This window comes from Xanthomonas sp. SHU 199, assembly GCF_000364665.1.
In the GTDB taxonomy this organism is placed as follows: Bacteria; Pseudomonadota; Gammaproteobacteria; order Xanthomonadales; family Xanthomonadaceae; genus Xanthomonas_A; species Xanthomonas_A sontii.
In genome coordinates this window covers 1-14592 of record NZ_AQOI01000095.1, presented here as the reverse complement: position 1 = coordinate 14592, position 14592 = coordinate 1, and the positions used below count along the sequence as shown (strand labels likewise).

Genomic DNA, 14592 nt, shown 5'->3' with positions numbered 1-14592 from the left:
GCCGCCGCGGCCGTACCCGGTGCAGCGTGGCCTGACTGCGCCGATGCGCCAGGCCGCACAGCGCGCCGACCGCCTGGCGGCGATGCAGGCCTGGGCCGGGCAGTCGGCCTGGATGGCACCGGCCGAGCCGGCGGCAGAACTGCTGGCGCGCTGGTGGGCGCAGGCGCAGGCCCTGCGGTGAGCGCGCAGGTCTTCCATCGCGGGCAGCCGGCGGATGCCGACCTGCTGGCCGCCGCCGCGCTGGTGAACTACGGGCACTTCAGCACCATGCAGGTGCGCAATGGCGCCGTGCGCGGGTTCGAGCTGCATCTGCAGCGGCTGCAACAGGCGAATGCGGCGCTGTTCGGCAGCGCCTTGGCGGCCGAGCGCGTGCGCGGCGAGCTGCGCGCGGCGCTGGCCGCGTTCGGCAGGGGCGACGCGTCGCTGCGCGTCACCGTGTGCTCGCCCGCATTCACCCTGCGCCGGGCCGACGCCGACTGCGCGGTGGAACTGCTGGTGTCGCTGGCTGAACCGGCGCAGGCCGACCCGGCGCCGTTGCGCCTGCGCAGCAGCGTGTTCGCACGCGAGGCGGCGCAGCTCAAACACGTCGGCACCTTCGGCGCCTTCCACCAGCGCCGCCTTGCGCTGCAGGCCGGCAGCGACGACGCGCTGTTCGTCGACGCGCAGGGGCAGGTGGCCGAAGGGCCGACCTGGAACCTGGGACTGTGGGACGGCGCCTGTCTGCACTGGCCGCAGGCACCAGCGCTGCGCGGCACCCAGGAACGGTTGCTGCAGGCCGGGCTCGCCGCGCTGGGCGTGGCGCAGCAGGTGCGGTCGCTGCCGCTCCAGGAGATTGGGCCCGACGTGGCTGCCTTCACCTGCAACGCCCGCGGCCAGCAGGCGGTGGCGGCAGTGGACGGGCGCGCGTTGCGCCCGGCCGCGGATCTATTGGCCATGCTGGAGGTGGCGTTGCACACCCAGCCCTGGCAGGCGATCTGAGCACTCCGTGGACGGCCATCGTGGCATGGCTGCCGCTCCTGGCGAATCCCCAATCTCGAATCCCCAATCCCGCGGCCGCAGGCCACGGCCCAGACTTGGCAGAGCCGGGGCCGGCCGCTATAATCGTCGGTTCACCGCGCCATCCTGGCGACTGGGCAACACCGGAAACTCACCATGGTCAAGATCCGCCTTACCCGTGGCGGCGCCAAGAAGCGCCCCTTCTACCACATCATCGTCACCGACGTGCGCAGCGCGCGCGACGGCCGCAACATCGAACGCGTCGGTTACTACAACCCGGTCGCCCAGGGCGCCGAGCCGCGCGTGGTGCTGGACCTGGCCCGCGTCGACCATTGGGTGTCCAATGGCGCGCAGCTGACCGACAAGGTGCGCAACCTGTACAAGGAAGCCACCAAGAACCAGGCCGCCGCGGCCTGATTCCGCGGGCCGCGCCCAGCGCGCGGCCCTCGCGTTTGCCCCAATGAAAGACAGCCAGCGCCGCATCCTGCTCGGTCGGGTCCTCGGCGCGTTCGGCATCCGTGGCGAGGCCAAGCTCGAGTCCTGGACCGAGCCGCGCCTCGCCATTTTCCGTTATCAGCCCTGGATCGTGCGCAAGCCCGACGGCAGCGAGAGCAGCCTCAGCGGCGTGCGTGGCCGCGAGTCCGGCAAGTACCTGATCGCCACGCTGCCCGAGGTCACCGACCGCGACGCGGTCGAGGCCCTGCGCGGCACCGAGATCTACGTGGCGCGCAGCAGCCTGCCGCCGCCGCGCCCGGACGAGTACTACTGGGTGGACCTGGAGGGCCTGGACGTGCGCACCGTCGACGGCGTGGCGCTGGGGCAGGTGTCGCACCTGTTCTCCACTGGCGCCAACGACGTGCTGGTGGTGCGCGGCGACCGCGAACGGCTGGTGCCGTTCGTGCAGCCGGACTACATCAAGTCGGTGGATTTCGAGGCCAACCTGGTCGTGGTCGACTGGGACCCCGAGTTCTGAGCGAAGCGGCCATGCGGCCGCTTTGGCGTTTGCCTTTCCCATTCCCCATTCCCGGCTCCCCATTCCCCGCCTCATGCGCATCGACGTCATCAGTCTGTTCCCCGAGTTCGTCGCCCAGTGCGCCGGGTTCGGCGTGGTCGGCCGGGCGCAGGAGCGCGCGCTGCTGGATCTGCACGGCTGGAACCCGCGCGACTACGCCACCGGCGGCTACCGCAAGGTCGACGACCGCCCGTTCGGCGGCGGCCCGGGCATGGTGATGATGATCGAGCCGCTGCAGGCCTGCCTGGAGGCTGCGCGCGCGGCCGATCCGCTGCCGGCGCCGCTGATCTACCTGAGTCCGCAAGGCCGGCCGCTGACCCAGGCCAAGGCCCGCGAACTGGCCGCGCTGCCGCGGCTGCTGCTGCTGTGCGGGCGCTACGAGGGCGTGGACGAGCGTTTCGTCGCCGCCGCGGTGGACGAGGAAATCTCGATCGGCGACTACGTGCTGTCCGGCGGCGAACTGGCCGCGGCGGTGCTGGTGGACGCGGTCACCCGGCTGCAGGAGGGGGCGCTGAACGACGCCGAATCCGCGGCTCAGGACAGTTTCGAGGGCCCGGACGGCCTGCTCGACTGCCCGCACTACACCCATCCGCGCGAACACGCGCTGGGCGAGGTGCCGGCGGTGCTGCGCTCCGGCAACCACGCCGCGATCGCGCGCTGGCGGCGCATGCAGGCGCTGGGGCGGACCTGGCTGCGGCGTCCGGAACTGCTGGACGAGGCGGCGCTGAGCGCGGTCGACCGGCGCCTGCTGCAGGAATTCCGCCAGGAGCGGGAGGCGGCGCAGGCCGCCGAACAGGAAAATCCATCCAAGCCCTAGCCATTGCCGCCGGGCTGGGTTAAAATGCCCGGCTTTCCGGCCAGTGCGTTCCGTGCTTGGCCCATCCGATATCGCGCAATCGCCGTGCGGCGACTGCCGGACCACCTCACCAGACACAAGCGGTGCCCACCATGAGCAAGCTCAACAAGACCATCCTGGCCGACTTCGAAGCCGCCCAGATCCAGCGCAAGCTGCCGGAGTTCAACCAGGGCGACACCGTCGTCGTCAACGTCAAGGTGAAGGAAGGCAACCGCGAGCGCGTGCAGGCCTACGAAGGCGTGGTGATCGGCACCAAGAACGCCGGCCTGAACTCCTCGTTCACCGTGCGCAAGATCTCGCACGGTTATGGCGTCGAGCGCGTGTTCCAGACCCACAGCGCCACCATCGACTCGGTCGAAGTGAAGCGCCGCGGCAAGGTCCGCGCCGGCAAGCTGTACTACCTGCGTGGCCTGGAAGGCAAGGCCGCCCGCATCAAGGAAGATCTGGCCGCCGCTGCGCAGGCCAAGGTCGCGCGCCAGGCCGCTGCTGCCGCCGCCAAGGCCGAGTAATCTTCCGGCGACCCTCGGTCGCTGCCGCAACGGCCGCCTTCGGGCGGCCGTTTGCGTTTGTGGGGTTTGGATCGCGCCGCGCGGGAGCGGAGCCGTCATGTCCGCGATGGCGGGTCTGGCCGTTTTTGTGGCAGGAGTTTCAGTCGCGTCCCACAGGGGCTTGGCGCCCTTGTGGGAGGGACTTCAGTCCCGACGCGTGCCGGTGTCGGACGGCTTGGGCTTCGTTCGCTGCGGCTGCATGACAGTCGACTCCCGCACAGACAATGGCGCCTGCGGATAGTGAAGCGAGCGCAGCGCTCAGCGCGCCGGATCCTGCGCCACCGCCACGTCGGCGACCGGTGCCGGCGGCTGCACCGGCACTTCCGCCGGATGCGCCACGGTCTCCGGCCGCGACGGCGGCAGCATCCGCGCGGTGCGCCAATTGCCCCAGCGGTAATACGCCAGCGACAGCAGCATCGCGCAGGTGGCGCTGGTCGGGAAGCTCCACCACACCGCATCCACGCCCAGCTGCGGCTGCAGCAACTGCGCGAACGGCACGCGGATGCCCCAGAGCGAGAGCGCCAGGATCAGCAGCGGCGGCACCACCGCACCGGTGGCGCGGACCACGCCGGAGATGACGAAGGTGACGCCGAAGAACAGGAACGACCACACCGCGATGTGGTTGAGGTGGCGCGCGATCTCCAGCGCCGCGCTGTGCGGCGGCAGGAACAGCGCCAGGGTCCAGCGGTCGAACAGGATCAGCGGCGCGATCAGCGCGCCGGTCAGCAGGAAGTTGAACAGCACGCCCTTGCGCGCGGTCGCCGCGACCCGGTCCCAGCGCTGCGCGCCGACGTTCTGCGCGGCCATCGACGAGCAGGCCGCGCCGATCGCCATCGCCGGCATCTGCAGGTAGGCCCACAGCTGCAGCGCCGCGCCGTAGGCCGCGGAGGTGGCGGTGCCATAGCCGTTGACCAGCGAGATCATCACGATCATCGCCAGCGAGATCAGCACCATCTGCAGGCCCATCGGCACGCCCTTGACGATCAGCGCGCGCAGGATCGGCAGGTCGAGCCGGAACAGCCGCGCGTCGCGGCGGCCCAGCCACAGCACGTGGCGCTTGTGCCGCAGGTACAGCAGCAACCCGGTCAGCGACACCGCCTGCGCGATCAGCGTGGCCCAGGCCGCCCCGGCGATGCCCAGTTTGGGGAACGGCCCCAGCCCGAACAGCAGCAGCGGGTTGAAGCCGATGTCCAGCACTACCGACAGCAGCAGGAAGCGGAACGGCGTGCGCGAATCGCCGGTGCCGCGCAGCGCCGCCGACAGGAACGCGAAGGTGTACAGCAGCGGCATCGCCAGGAAGATCACCCGCAGATAGGCCTCGGCCAGCGGCAGCGACGCCGCCGGCGTGCCCATCGCCGCCAGCAGGTGCCGCGCCAGCCACCAGCCGCCGGCGGCGATCAGCACCGAGATGCCGATGAAGAAGGTGGCGCTGGTGCCCATCACCCGCCGCGCCTGGGTCACGTCGCTGCGGCCCATCGCCTGGCCGATCAGGATGGTGGCGGCCATGCCGATGCCGAACACCGAGCCGATCAGGAAGAACATGATGCTGTTGGCGTTGGCCGCGGCGGTGAGCGCCGCTTCGCCGAGATAGCGGCCGATCCACACGGCATTGACCGAGCCGTTGAGCGATTGCGCGATGTTGCCGGCCAGGATCGGCAGCGAGAACAGCAGCAACTGGCGGCCGATCGGGCCTTCGGTGAGCGCAGCGGGCTTGGTCATCGCGGGTCGGGAGCGAGCGTGAGCCGGCCACACTAGCACCGACGGATGTCGGCGGGGCGATGGGCGGATCTGGGTCTGCAGCGTTCGTGCCGCAGGCGGGCAGGGGGCGGGCCTGCGCCGCCCCACGGCGGGTGGCGTGGGCCGTCGCGCTCGGCGGCCGGTCCTGTCCGAGTCGCGGTGGTGCGCTGCGGCGAGGGTGGAACTGCGTTCGGCACGGCTCGGGTCATTGCTTGGTGCCGGGTAGGGGGCGACGCCAGCAACGGCATGGGACATGAAACCTGGGCGAACCGCCCCCCGCTGCGCCTGCCTCGAGGTCGCTCGCTCTCTGCCAACCCATTCATCCCGGAAAGGTGAGCCCCTGCGGCGCGGTGCTTGCATTGGTGCGATCGCATCGCCATCTGTGCGGAGAACGTATGCGCCGCGCATGCTCTCGGGCGGCGCGATGGTCTCCGCTCCGGCGCCGCCTTTTGACTGCCTGCAATCCCCACCCCAACGCGAGTGGATGTCGAGCAACGCAATGAATGAATCTGTCGTACAAGCTGCCGCGGTGCGCCTGGATGTCTGGCTGTGGGCCGCGCGCTTCTTCAAGACCCGCAGCCTGGCCAAGCAGGCAGTGGAGACCGGCAAGGTGGACGTGGCCGGGCAACGGCCGAAGTCCTCGCGCGCGGTGCGCGTGGGCGAGCAGGTGCGGGTGCAGCGCGGCGACGAGGTGTTCGAGATCCAGGTGCTGGGGCTGAGCGACACGCGCGGTCCGGCCAGCGTGGCGCAGACGCTGTACCAGGAGAGCGAGGCTTCGCGCGAACGTCGTGCGCAGTTGCGTGCGCAACGCAGCGCCGAGCGCAACGGCTATCAGGCGCCCGAGGGCAAGCCGGACAAGCGCGCGCGGCGGCTGATCCGCGCGCTGGGCGATATCGACATGCTTTAAGCGTGCAGGGGGTTAGGTGCGCAGCGCGATCGCATGCCGTTGCCGCGCAACCGCGTGCAAACGCATGTCTCGCTCCGCGTGTCGTCTTCGCCGGTCTGAGGCGAACGAGCCTCGCGAGTGGATCCCTCTAGTGTCGCTGCTGATGGTGTTCCGCCAACGCGTCATCTGATGCGCCGCGACAGCTCGCGCGAGGATGCTCCGATGCGGCAGCGCAATGCTGAGAAGTGCAGCAGGGATAGCCGTGAATCGAATCGGCCACGCGCACATGTTGTCCGTGGAGGCACTGTCAAGCGCAAGCGCGAGCTCATCGACACGCCATTCGCAGCGTCGGCACGCGACATTTCCGTGCCGCTGCGTAGCTTGGATTTGCCCGCAACACTTCCGTTTCGGGTTATCCCAAGAGGAAACACATCATGGCCAATCAAAACCAAAACACCAGCAATCGCGGATTCGCTTCGATGGACGACGACAAGCAGCGCGAGATCGCCAGCAAGGGCGGCAAGGCCGCGCACGAGAGCGGCAATGCGCACGAGTTCAACTCGCAGGAAGCGGCAGAGGCCGGCAGCAAGGGCGGCAAGGCCGCGCATGCGAGCGGCAATGCCCACGAATTCAATTCGCAAGAAGCGGCAGAGGCCGGTAGCAAGGGCGGCAAGGCGGCCCATGCCAGCGGCAATGCACACGAGTTCGACTCGAAGGAAGCTGCCGAGGCTGGCCGTAAAGGCGGGCAGCGCTAGGCTGCCGATGTGTTGCGTTGATACGGCGGGTTGCCGGCCTGGCCCACTGGCCAGCGACGTTCAGCACGTGGCGCCGCGTGCTGCAGGCCCAGGCCGCGACATGTTCGCGGCCTGGGCCTTGGCCTGATCAGGCCGCCAGCTTCACGTCGAAGCGGTCCAGTTCCATCACTTTGCTCCATGCCGCCACGAAGTCGCGCACGAACTTTTTCTGCGCGTCGGCGCTGGCGTAGACCTCGGCCACCGCACGCAGCACCGAGTTGGAGCCGAACACCAGATCGGCGCGGGTGCCGGTCCACTTCACGGCGCCGTTCTTGCGGTCGCGGCCTTCGTAGACGTCCTTCATCTCCGAGGTCGCCTTCCACTCGGTGCCCATGTCCAGCAGGTTGGCGAAGAAGTCGTTGCTGAGCACGCCGGGGCGATCGGTGAACACGCCATGCGCGGACTGGCCGCTGTTGGCGCCGAGCACGCGCAGGCCGCCGACCAGCACGGTCATCTCCGGGGCGGTCAGGGTCAGCAACTGCGCCTTGTCGATCAGCAGGGCTTCGGCCGACAACGCATAACGGCGCCTGGCGTAGTTGCGGAAGCCATCGGCGATGGGTTCCAGCACCGCGAACGATTCCACGTCGGTCTGTTCCTGCGAGGCATCCATGCGGCCCGGCACGAACGGCACCTCGACGATCTGTCCGGCCAGCTTGGCCGCCTGTTCCACCGCGGCGGCGCCGCCGAGCACGATCAGGTCGGCCAGCGAGATCTTCTTGCCGCCGCTCTGCGCGCCGTTGAACCGCGCCTGGATGTCCTCCAGCGTGGCCAGCACCTGTGCCAGCTGCGCCGGCTGATTGACTTCCCAATCCTTCTGCGGGGCCAGGCGAATGCGCGCACCGTTGGCGCCGCCGCGCATGTCCGAGCCACGGAAGGTGGAGGCCGCGGCCCAGGCGGTGGACACCAGTTGCGCCACGCTCAGCCCGGAGTCGAGCAGGGTCTTCTTCAGTGCGGCGATGTCCTGCGCGTCGACCAGCGGGTGGTTCACGGCCGGGATCGGGTCCTGCCACAGCAGTTCTTCGGCCGGCACGTCCGGGCCGAGGTAGCGCGCACGCGGGCCCATGTCGCGGTGGGTCAGCTTGAACCAGGCGCGGGCGAAGGCGTCGGCGAACTGTTGCGGGTTCTCCAGGAAGCGGCGCGAGATCTTCTCGTAGGCCGGGTCGAAGCGCAGCGCCAGGTCGGTGGTGAGCATGGTCGGCAGGTGCTTCTTCGACGGGTCGTGCGCGTCCGGAATCACCGCCTCGGCGTTCTTGGCCACCCACTGGTGGGCGCCTGCCGGGCTCTTGCTCAGTTCCCAGTCGAACTTGAACAGGTGCTCGAAGAACTCGTTGGTCCACTGCGCCGGCCTGGTGGTCCAGGTGACTTCCAGGCCGCTGGTGATGGTGTCGCCGCCCTTGCCGCTGCCGAAGCTGTTGGACCAGCCCAGGCCCTGGCTTTCCAGGTCGGACGCTTCCGGCTCGGCGCCGACGTGGTCGGCCGGGCCGGCGCCGTGGGTCTTGCCGAAGGTGTGGCCGCCGGCGATCAGCGCCACGGTCTCTTCGTCGTTCATGGCCATGCGGCCGAAGGTGTCGCGGATGTCCTTGGCCGCCAGCAGCGGGTCGGGATTGCCGTCCGGGCCTTCCGGATTGACGTAGATCAGGCCCATCTGCACCGCGGCCAGCGGGTTTTCCAGGTCGCGGGTGTGGCGCACTTCGCTGTCGTCGTCCTTCACCAGCACGCCGTGCGCCTCGTCCACGCCCGGCGAGCCGTGCGAATACCGCTCGTCGCCGCCCAACCACTTGGTCTCGCGGCCCCAGTACACGTCCTGGTCCGGCTCCCAGGTGTCGGCGCGGCCGCCGGCGAAGCCGAAGGTCTTGAAGCCCATCGATTCCAGCGCGACGTTGCCGGTGAGGATCAGCAGGTCGGCCCAGGAGATGGCCTGGCCGTACTTCTGCTTGATCGGCCACAGCAGGCGCCGCGCCTTGTCCAGGCTGACGTTGTCCGGCCAGCTGTTGAGCGGAGCGAAACGCTGCTGGCCGCGGCCACCGCCGCCACGGCCGTCGCCGGTGCGGTAGGTGCCGGCGCTATGCCAGGCCATGCGCACGAACAGCGGGCCGTAGTGGCCGAAGTCGGCCGGCCACCAGTCCTGCGAATCGGTCATCAGCGCATGCAGGTCGCGCTTGAGCGCTTCCAGATCGAGTTGCTTGAACGCCTTGGCGTAATCGAACTGCGGGTCCAGCGGGTTGGAACGGGCCGAATGCTGGTTGAGCAGGTCCACGCGCAACTGCTTGGGCCACCAGTCGCGATTGCTGGTGCCGCTGCCGCTGGCAGCCTGGTGGAACGGGCATTTCGATTCGCTGGTCATGGGAGGCTGCCTTGGCTCTTGGTGGACGAGATGGGGTGGCTCGGCGCCGCGATCATACGGCGGCGACACGGTGAAACTGGAGACACGATAGGCGGAAGCCGCGATTTAGAGAATTCGAATTCTTCTAATCAATCGATAGTGTGCAGCTATCGCATCGATGGCGGTGTGCGGTGTCGCCGCGCATCGCTCGCCTGCCGGCGCTCCCTGCAGTGGCCGCATGCCGCCTGCGTCCGTGACAGGACTCAGTCGACCGGCATCACATCGAAATCGCCGCCCAGCACGCGTTCCAGGCGTCCGCTGCGCCAGCCGCGGACGCTGTCGCGCACCAGCGGCGAAGGCGCGATCCGGTAGCGTCGGCACACCCGCAGTTCGTCCTCGCCGATGGGCGCGCGCCGTGCCTGCCCGGGCAGGTCGGGGGCGACCCGCACCTGCACCGCGAGCCGGCGCAGGGTCGGTTCGTCGGCCTCTTGTTCCTGCACATGCAGGCCGGCTTCCGCGTCCAGCAACGCCAGTGCCCCGAAACCGGCGATGGCCAGCCAGGCGCGGCCTTGCTGCGGATCCTGTGCCAGCACGTCCACCCGCATGTTGCGCTGCTCGGCCCAGGCCAGATACATCTGCAGCAGACGTTGCCACCACTGCCGTGCTTCGGCCGGATGCCGGTGCAGCTCGCTGGCGCCGATGCGCAGGTCCAGCAGCGCATCCTGCGGGCGTTGCTCCTGCAGCGCGGTGCTGGCCAGGTGCAGCAGCCACAGCAACTGGGTCAGGCGCGCCACGAACTCGCCGTCGCGCTGGGCGCCGCCGTCCAGCCGCGCGCGCAGGCGCACGGCGGTGGCCAGCGCGCTTTCGATGCGGTCGCGGCGCTCGATCCGGTCCAGCACCTGGAAGCGGCCGGATTGCGACCAGAAATCGCGCTCGCCCATGGCGGCGAAATCGGCCTCGCGCGCCTGCCGCCAGGCCGGCGCGGCGTGCGATTCCTGCAGGCGATGCAAGGCCGCATCCAGGCGCGGCAGGACCGCGCTGTCTGCATTGGGCGCGTACACCAGGTCGCGCAGATCCGTGGGCGTGGCGGGGTCGACCGCGGCGGGCAGGGGTTCCGGCGGCGGCGGCGCGTCCGCTGCGATGAAGCGCACGTCGAGGCGGTCGCCGGCGCCGCGCACGAACAGGAACTGGTCGCCTTCGGGGGCGCGTTGCTCGACGATGCTGCGTGCCAGGGGCGCGAGCAGATGCTGTTCGATCGCGCGGCGCAGCGGCCGCGCGCCCAGGTCCGGAGTGAAGCCGCGGTCGAGCAGGAACTCGATCGCCGACGGCTCCCATTCCACCGCCCAGGCGCGATTGCGCAGGCCGCGCCGGGTCAGCGTGCGATCCAGTTCCTTGTGCAGGATCTCGCGCATCAGCGCCCGATCCAGCGGGTTGAACAGCACCACTTTGTCGAGCCGGTTGACGAACTCGCGGCGGAAGGTCTCGTACACCGCCTTTTCCACCGCGTTGCGCGAGTAGCCGCCGGCGACGGTGGCGAAGCCGGGGCCGGCGCCGCGGGCCAGCGTGGCGCCGACGTTGCTGGTGAGAATGATGATGCTGTGGCGGAAGTCGGCGGTGTTGCCGTTGCGGTCGCTCAGGCGGGCGTCGTCGAACACCTGCAGGAACAGGTCCCAGACCTTGGGGTGGGCCTTCTCGAACTCGTCCAGCAGCACCACCGAGAACGGCTGCTCGCGGATACGCGCGATCAGCGTGCGCTGCCCGGCGCTGTCGTCGCCGGTGAGCCGGTACAGCGCGTCCTCGCCCTGGAACTCGCTCATGTCCAGGCGCAGCAGGCGATCGGGAGTGCCGAACAGCAGTTCGCCCAGTGCCTTGGCCAATTCGGTCTTGCCGGTGCCGGTCGGGCCGGCGAACAGGAACACGCCGATCGGGCGGCGGCTGTCGATCAGCCCGGCCTTGAGCATGGCGATGCGATCGAGCAGGGTCTCCACCGCCTCGTCCTGGCCCAGCACGCGCTTGCGGAAGAAACGGCGCAGCGTCTCCAGTTCCAGCCGTTGGCGATCGTCGATCACCTCCAGCGGCAGCCCGCTGCGCCTGGCCACCGCCTGCAGCAGGGCATCGTCGTCCAGCGGCAGGCGTGCGTCGTCGCCGTCCTTCGCGGCCTGCAGGGTCTCGTCGAGCAGTTGCAGCAGGCGGCCGGGTTCGTGCTGATCGGGGAAGTACTGCGCGGCCAGGCGTTCGGCTTCGGCCAGGGCGCGCGCGTCGATCACCTCGGTCTGCAGCGCCTGCGCCTGGGCCTGCGCCCACTGTGCGCCGATCTGCGCCAGCGCGGTGGACGCGGCCGGTGCCAGCGTCACCACTTCGAAGCGCGAACGCGTGGTCGGCCGCGCCACCTGCAGTTGTGCCAGCTGCCGCGGCGTGATCTCGCCGATCAGGCGCAACTCACCGCGCTCCAGCGCCGGCAGCACCAGATCGAGGATGCCGCGCGGATCGCGCGAATGCGCGCCCTTGTGCAGCAGGTCGTAGAAGTCCGGCGCGCGCCACAGGGCGCGCTCGCGGTGCAGCACCGCCAGCATCTCGCGGATGCGTCCCTCCAGTTCGCCGATGTAGCTCTGCCCCGCCAGGATCTCCGCGGCGGAGGCCTCGAACACACGCCAGCCTTCGCCGAGCAGGCGTTCGCTGAGCAGGTCGATCAGCACGCTCTTGCCCACGCCGTGCTCGCCGACCAGCAGCACCGGCTGCGGAGGCGTGGTCACCACGTGCTCGTAGGCGCGCTGCAAGGCCGCGTCCAGCCCCGGGTGGTGCAGGCGCAGGCGCGCCGGCACCGCGGCGACGACACGGCCGAAGCCGCCGAGCACGCGCTGCTCGCGACGCTGCTTGCGTGCGTCGTGCAGGCGCTGCAGGAACGGCTCCAGCACGGGTTCCTTGAACTGCGCCAGGGTGTCGTCGAGTGCGGTCAGCGCTGCATCGTCGAGTTCGTCGAAATCCACCGGGCGGTCCGCCGGGGCCTTGCTTGCGGCCCACTGCAGATAGGCGCGCAGGCGTTGCCGGAACGGGACGACGTTCCACCACCAGTCGCGTGCGTGGCGCAGCAGCGCGTGCAGATGGTCGGCATCCGGCAGGCGCTGCAGGTAGTCGAACAGAAAGCTCAGCGGATACGAGCCCAGGTGCGGGAGCACGTCCAGGATCGCGTCCGCATCCGGGGGGCGGCGTTGCGCCAAGGCCTGCGCTGCCATGCACGGCAGCACATAGCCTGGGCTGCCCAGCGCTTCGACCAGTTCCTGATGGGAGAACTCCGCGCCTGCCAGCAGCGCCACGCCTTGCTGGAACTGCGGAATCTGTGCCAGATCGGCAGGGCTGTGGATCTGCTCGTCCTGTGCTTCCACCTGCTGGCGCAGCCGCTGCAGATGCTGCGCCGGGGTCTCCTGCGTTGCCTCGGGCGCGGCGTGGTGGTTGTCGCCGGCGTCGGTCGCCGGTGCAGGCCGCTGCGCGGAGGCGCTGCGCCCAAGAGGGCGCGCCAGATGCAACAGCACCGCACCGACGACCACGCCGATGGCGAAAAGGGCAAATTCCATCATCGTCGCCTCAGTCCTGGATGCCGCGACGGCCGCTGCGCGGATGTGGCGCCCGCATGGCACCTGCGATGGTGCAGCTGACCGGGGGGCGTGACGACGTTCGCGAGCGTGGCTGCATGCGTTCCCTCGTTGGATGTAGCCGTCGCGGACGCGTGCGGCCTGTGCTGGTGTGCGCGGCCCCGTTTGCGACGGAGCGGGGCGGCGCGTTCGCCGTCGAGTATAGAAGTCCGTGTTTCCTCCAGGCGACAGCGTCGCTGCGCAGTGCGACACCGATCGGACTGCAGCGCCAGGCGGGCTGCCTGACGCACCAGCGCCTCCCGTTGGCGGCGCCTGCCCACTATCCTGTCGCGATGACCCAACGCGCCACCCGTCTGCTGCGCCTGCTCGACGCCCTGCGCGGGCGCCGCCGGCCCGTGGCCGGGGCGCAGCTCGCCGCCGATCTGGGAGTGAGCCTGCGCACGCTGTACCGTGACATCGCCAGCCTGCGCGGGCAGGGCGCCGACATCCTCGGCGACCCGGGCGTGGGCTACGTGCTGCGCCCGGGCTTCCTGCTGCCGGAGTTGAACTTCAGCGAGGACGAGCTGGAAGCGCTGACCCTGGGCGCGCGCTGGGTGGCGAGCCAGGCCGATCCGGAACTGGCGCAGGCCGCGCAGCGCGCCATCACCCGGATTGGGGCGTCGCTGCCGGCGCCGTTGCGGCTGGCGCTGGAGACCAGCGGGTTGTTGGTGCCCGCGGCCACGCCCGCGCAGCCGGCGGCACCGTGGCTGCCGGTGCTGCGTCGTGGCATCCGTCTGGAACACGTGCTGCACATGGACTACGCCGATGCCGGCGGCGTCGCCTCGCAACGGCGCATCTGGCCGTTCGCGATGGCCTTCCTGGGCGGTTTCGGCATGATCGCGGCGTGGTGCGAACTGCGCGGCGATTTCCGCCATTTCCGTGCCGACCGGGTGTTGGCGCTGCGCGACGACAGCGAACGCTACCCGACGCGGCGGCATCTGCTGATCCGGCGCTGGCGCGCCGCTACCGGACACGGCGTCGGCTCCTGACAGCAGGTGTCAGCAGGGCACGCGCAGACTGCGTGGCGTCCACCACGGAGTCCGACCATGTCCCACGATCTTGTGCTCTACACCCACCCCATGTCGCGCGGCCGCATCGCGCGCTGGATGCTCGAAGAAACCGGCCTGCCGTACCGCGCGCAGATCCTCGACTACGGCACCGGCATGAAGACGCCGGCGTATCTGGCGATCAACCCGATGGGCAAGGTGCCGGCGCTGGTCCACGGCACCACCACCGTCACCGAGAACGCGGCGATCTGCGCCTACCTGGCCGACCTGGTGCCGGAGCGGCAACTGGCGCCGCCGCTTGGATCGCCGGCGCGTGGCGAGTACTACCGCTGGCTGTTCCTGCTGGCCGGTCCGGCCGAGGCGTTCCTGACCGCCAGGCAGCACGGCACGCTGGCCCCGGCGCACAGCGCGGGCTACGGCCATGGCGAGGATCTGCTGGACATGCTGGAGCAGGGCGTCGCCGGTCGCGAGCACCTGGCCGGCGATCGCTTCAGCGCAGCCGACCTGTATGCCGCGGCGTTCCTCGGCTTCTACACGCGCATCGGTGTGCTGCAGGCGCGGCCGGCGTTTGTCGCGTTTGTGCAGCGGCACATGGCGCGCCCGGCGGCGCAGCGTGCCGCGGCCATCGACGATGCGTTGCTGGCGGCGCATCCCAACCCGTTCATGCCGCGCCCGAGCGCCGTGCCGGCGAGCGCTTAGCGGGATGTGGGATGACTGGCGGTTGGGTGTGCCGTGCGGGCGGACGCTCACCCCGGCCCCTCTCCCGGTGGGAGAGGGGCTCTAGCGCTTTCCTTCTCCCCTTGG

General features: G+C 70.0%; 12 protein-coding genes and 1 pseudogene. 10 read left to right on the top strand and 3 right to left on the bottom strand.

All coding sequences use genetic code 11. The features are described from left to right. The 6 genes and pseudogenes from D183_RS24000 to rplS all read left to right on the top strand — a co-directional run. A pseudogene (locus D183_RS24000) lies at positions 1-181 on the top strand (nitronate monooxygenase); the annotation flags it as partial. Continuing rightward, on the top strand, positions 178-978 hold the full coding sequence (locus D183_RS0104485; RefSeq protein ID WP_017907938.1) for an aminotransferase class IV: 801 nt from the start codon (positions 178-180) through the stop codon (positions 976-978). The pseudogene D183_RS24000 and the gene D183_RS0104485, both read left to right, overlap by 4 nt. 174 nt (positions 979-1152) lie before the next feature. Next, positions 1153-1413 (top strand): 30S ribosomal protein S16, encoded by a 261-nt coding sequence (rpsP, locus tag D183_RS0104480; protein ID WP_010342240.1) that lies wholly within the window; start codon positions 1153-1155, stop codon positions 1411-1413. A 43-nt stretch (positions 1414-1456) separates the two neighbouring features. Further along, positions 1457-1969, top strand: coding sequence for a ribosome maturation factor RimM (gene rimM / locus D183_RS0104475; protein WP_017907937.1), 513 nt, complete (start codon positions 1457-1459; stop codon positions 1967-1969). 73 nt (positions 1970-2042) lie between these two features. After that, the gene (gene trmD / locus D183_RS0104470) at positions 2043-2825 is read left to right on the top strand and encodes a tRNA (guanosine(37)-N1)-methyltransferase TrmD (protein WP_017907936.1); all 783 of its coding nucleotides are present in this window, start codon (positions 2043-2045) and stop codon (positions 2823-2825) included. Between the two features lie 131 nt (positions 2826-2956). Continuing rightward, positions 2957-3373 carry a 50S ribosomal protein L19 gene (gene rplS / locus D183_RS0104465; protein ID WP_010342237.1) on the top strand — a complete coding sequence of 139 codons (417 nt, stop codon included), beginning with the start codon at positions 2957-2959 and terminating at the stop codon, positions 3371-3373. A gap of 297 nt (positions 3374-3670) precedes the next feature. Here rplS and D183_RS0104460 read toward each other — a convergent pair whose 3' ends face one another. Beyond that, entirely contained in the window at positions 3671-5131 is a 1461-nt protein-coding gene (locus D183_RS0104460) for an MATE family efflux transporter (protein ID WP_017907935.1), read from the bottom strand. 517 nt (positions 5132-5648) lie between these two features. Between D183_RS0104460 and D183_RS0104455 the strand changes: the two genes are divergently transcribed. Together D183_RS0104455 and D183_RS0104450 are read left to right on the top strand one after the other, a co-directional pair. Continuing rightward, complete coding sequence (locus tag D183_RS0104455) at positions 5649-6056, top strand: RNA-binding S4 domain-containing protein (RefSeq protein ID WP_026144187.1); 408 nt, start codon at positions 5649-5651, stop codon at positions 6054-6056. A 413-nt stretch (positions 6057-6469) separates the two neighbouring features. After that, on the top strand, positions 6470-6790 hold the full coding sequence (locus tag D183_RS0104450) for a KGG domain-containing protein (RefSeq protein WP_017907933.1): 321 nt from the start codon (positions 6470-6472) through the stop codon (positions 6788-6790). Between the two features lie 127 nt (positions 6791-6917). On the opposite strand, the gene katG is transcribed toward D183_RS0104450, so the two are convergent. After that, positions 6918-9173 (bottom strand): catalase/peroxidase HPI, encoded by a 2256-nt coding sequence (gene katG, locus D183_RS0104445; RefSeq protein WP_017907932.1) that lies wholly within the window; start codon positions 9171-9173, stop codon positions 6918-6920. A gap of 242 nt (positions 9174-9415) precedes the next feature. After that, on the bottom strand, positions 9416-12724 hold the full coding sequence (locus tag D183_RS0104440) for an AAA family ATPase (protein WP_232757209.1): 3309 nt from the start codon (positions 12722-12724) through the stop codon (positions 9416-9418). 350 nt (positions 12725-13074) lie between these two features. Between D183_RS0104440 and D183_RS0104435 the strand changes: the two genes are divergently transcribed. Together D183_RS0104435 and D183_RS0104430 are read left to right on the top strand one after the other, a co-directional pair. After that, positions 13075-13770 (top strand): helix-turn-helix transcriptional regulator, encoded by a 696-nt coding sequence (locus D183_RS0104435; RefSeq protein WP_017907930.1) that lies wholly within the window; start codon positions 13075-13077, stop codon positions 13768-13770. Positions 13771-13827: 57 nt separating this feature from the next. Beyond that, entirely contained in the window at positions 13828-14487 is a 660-nt protein-coding gene (locus tag D183_RS0104430; protein WP_026144186.1) for a glutathione S-transferase family protein, read from the top strand. Positions 14488-14592: the final 105 nt, after the last annotated feature.

Coding starts and splice junctions, on each gene's coding strand:
- rpsP (WP_010342240.1), top strand. CDS start 1,153: ATGGTCAAGATCCGCCTTACCCGTGGCGGCGCCAAGAAGCGCCCCTTC.
- rimM (WP_017907937.1), top strand. CDS start 1,457: ATGAAAGACAGCCAGCGCCGCATCCTGCTCGGTCGGGTCCTCGGCGCG.
- trmD (WP_017907936.1), top strand. CDS start 2,043: ATGCGCATCGACGTCATCAGTCTGTTCCCCGAGTTCGTCGCCCAGTGC.
- rplS (WP_010342237.1), top strand. CDS start 2,957: ATGAGCAAGCTCAACAAGACCATCCTGGCCGACTTCGAAGCCGCCCAG.
- D183_RS0104460 (WP_017907935.1), bottom strand. CDS start 5,131: ATGACCAAGCCCGCTGCGCTCACCGAAGGCCCGATCGGCCGCCAGTTG.
- D183_RS0104455 (WP_026144187.1), top strand. CDS start 5,649: ATGAATGAATCTGTCGTACAAGCTGCCGCGGTGCGCCTGGATGTCTGG.
- D183_RS0104450 (WP_017907933.1), top strand. CDS start 6,470: ATGGCCAATCAAAACCAAAACACCAGCAATCGCGGATTCGCTTCGATG.
- katG (WP_017907932.1), bottom strand. CDS start 9,173: ATGACCAGCGAATCGAAATGCCCGTTCCACCAGGCTGCCAGCGGCAGC.
- D183_RS0104440 (WP_232757209.1), bottom strand. CDS start 12,724: ATGGAATTTGCCCTTTTCGCCATCGGCGTGGTCGTCGGTGCGGTGCTG.
- D183_RS0104435 (WP_017907930.1), top strand. CDS start 13,075: ATGACCCAACGCGCCACCCGTCTGCTGCGCCTGCTCGACGCCCTGCGC.
- D183_RS0104430 (WP_026144186.1), top strand. CDS start 13,828: ATGTCCCACGATCTTGTGCTCTACACCCACCCCATGTCGCGCGGCCGC.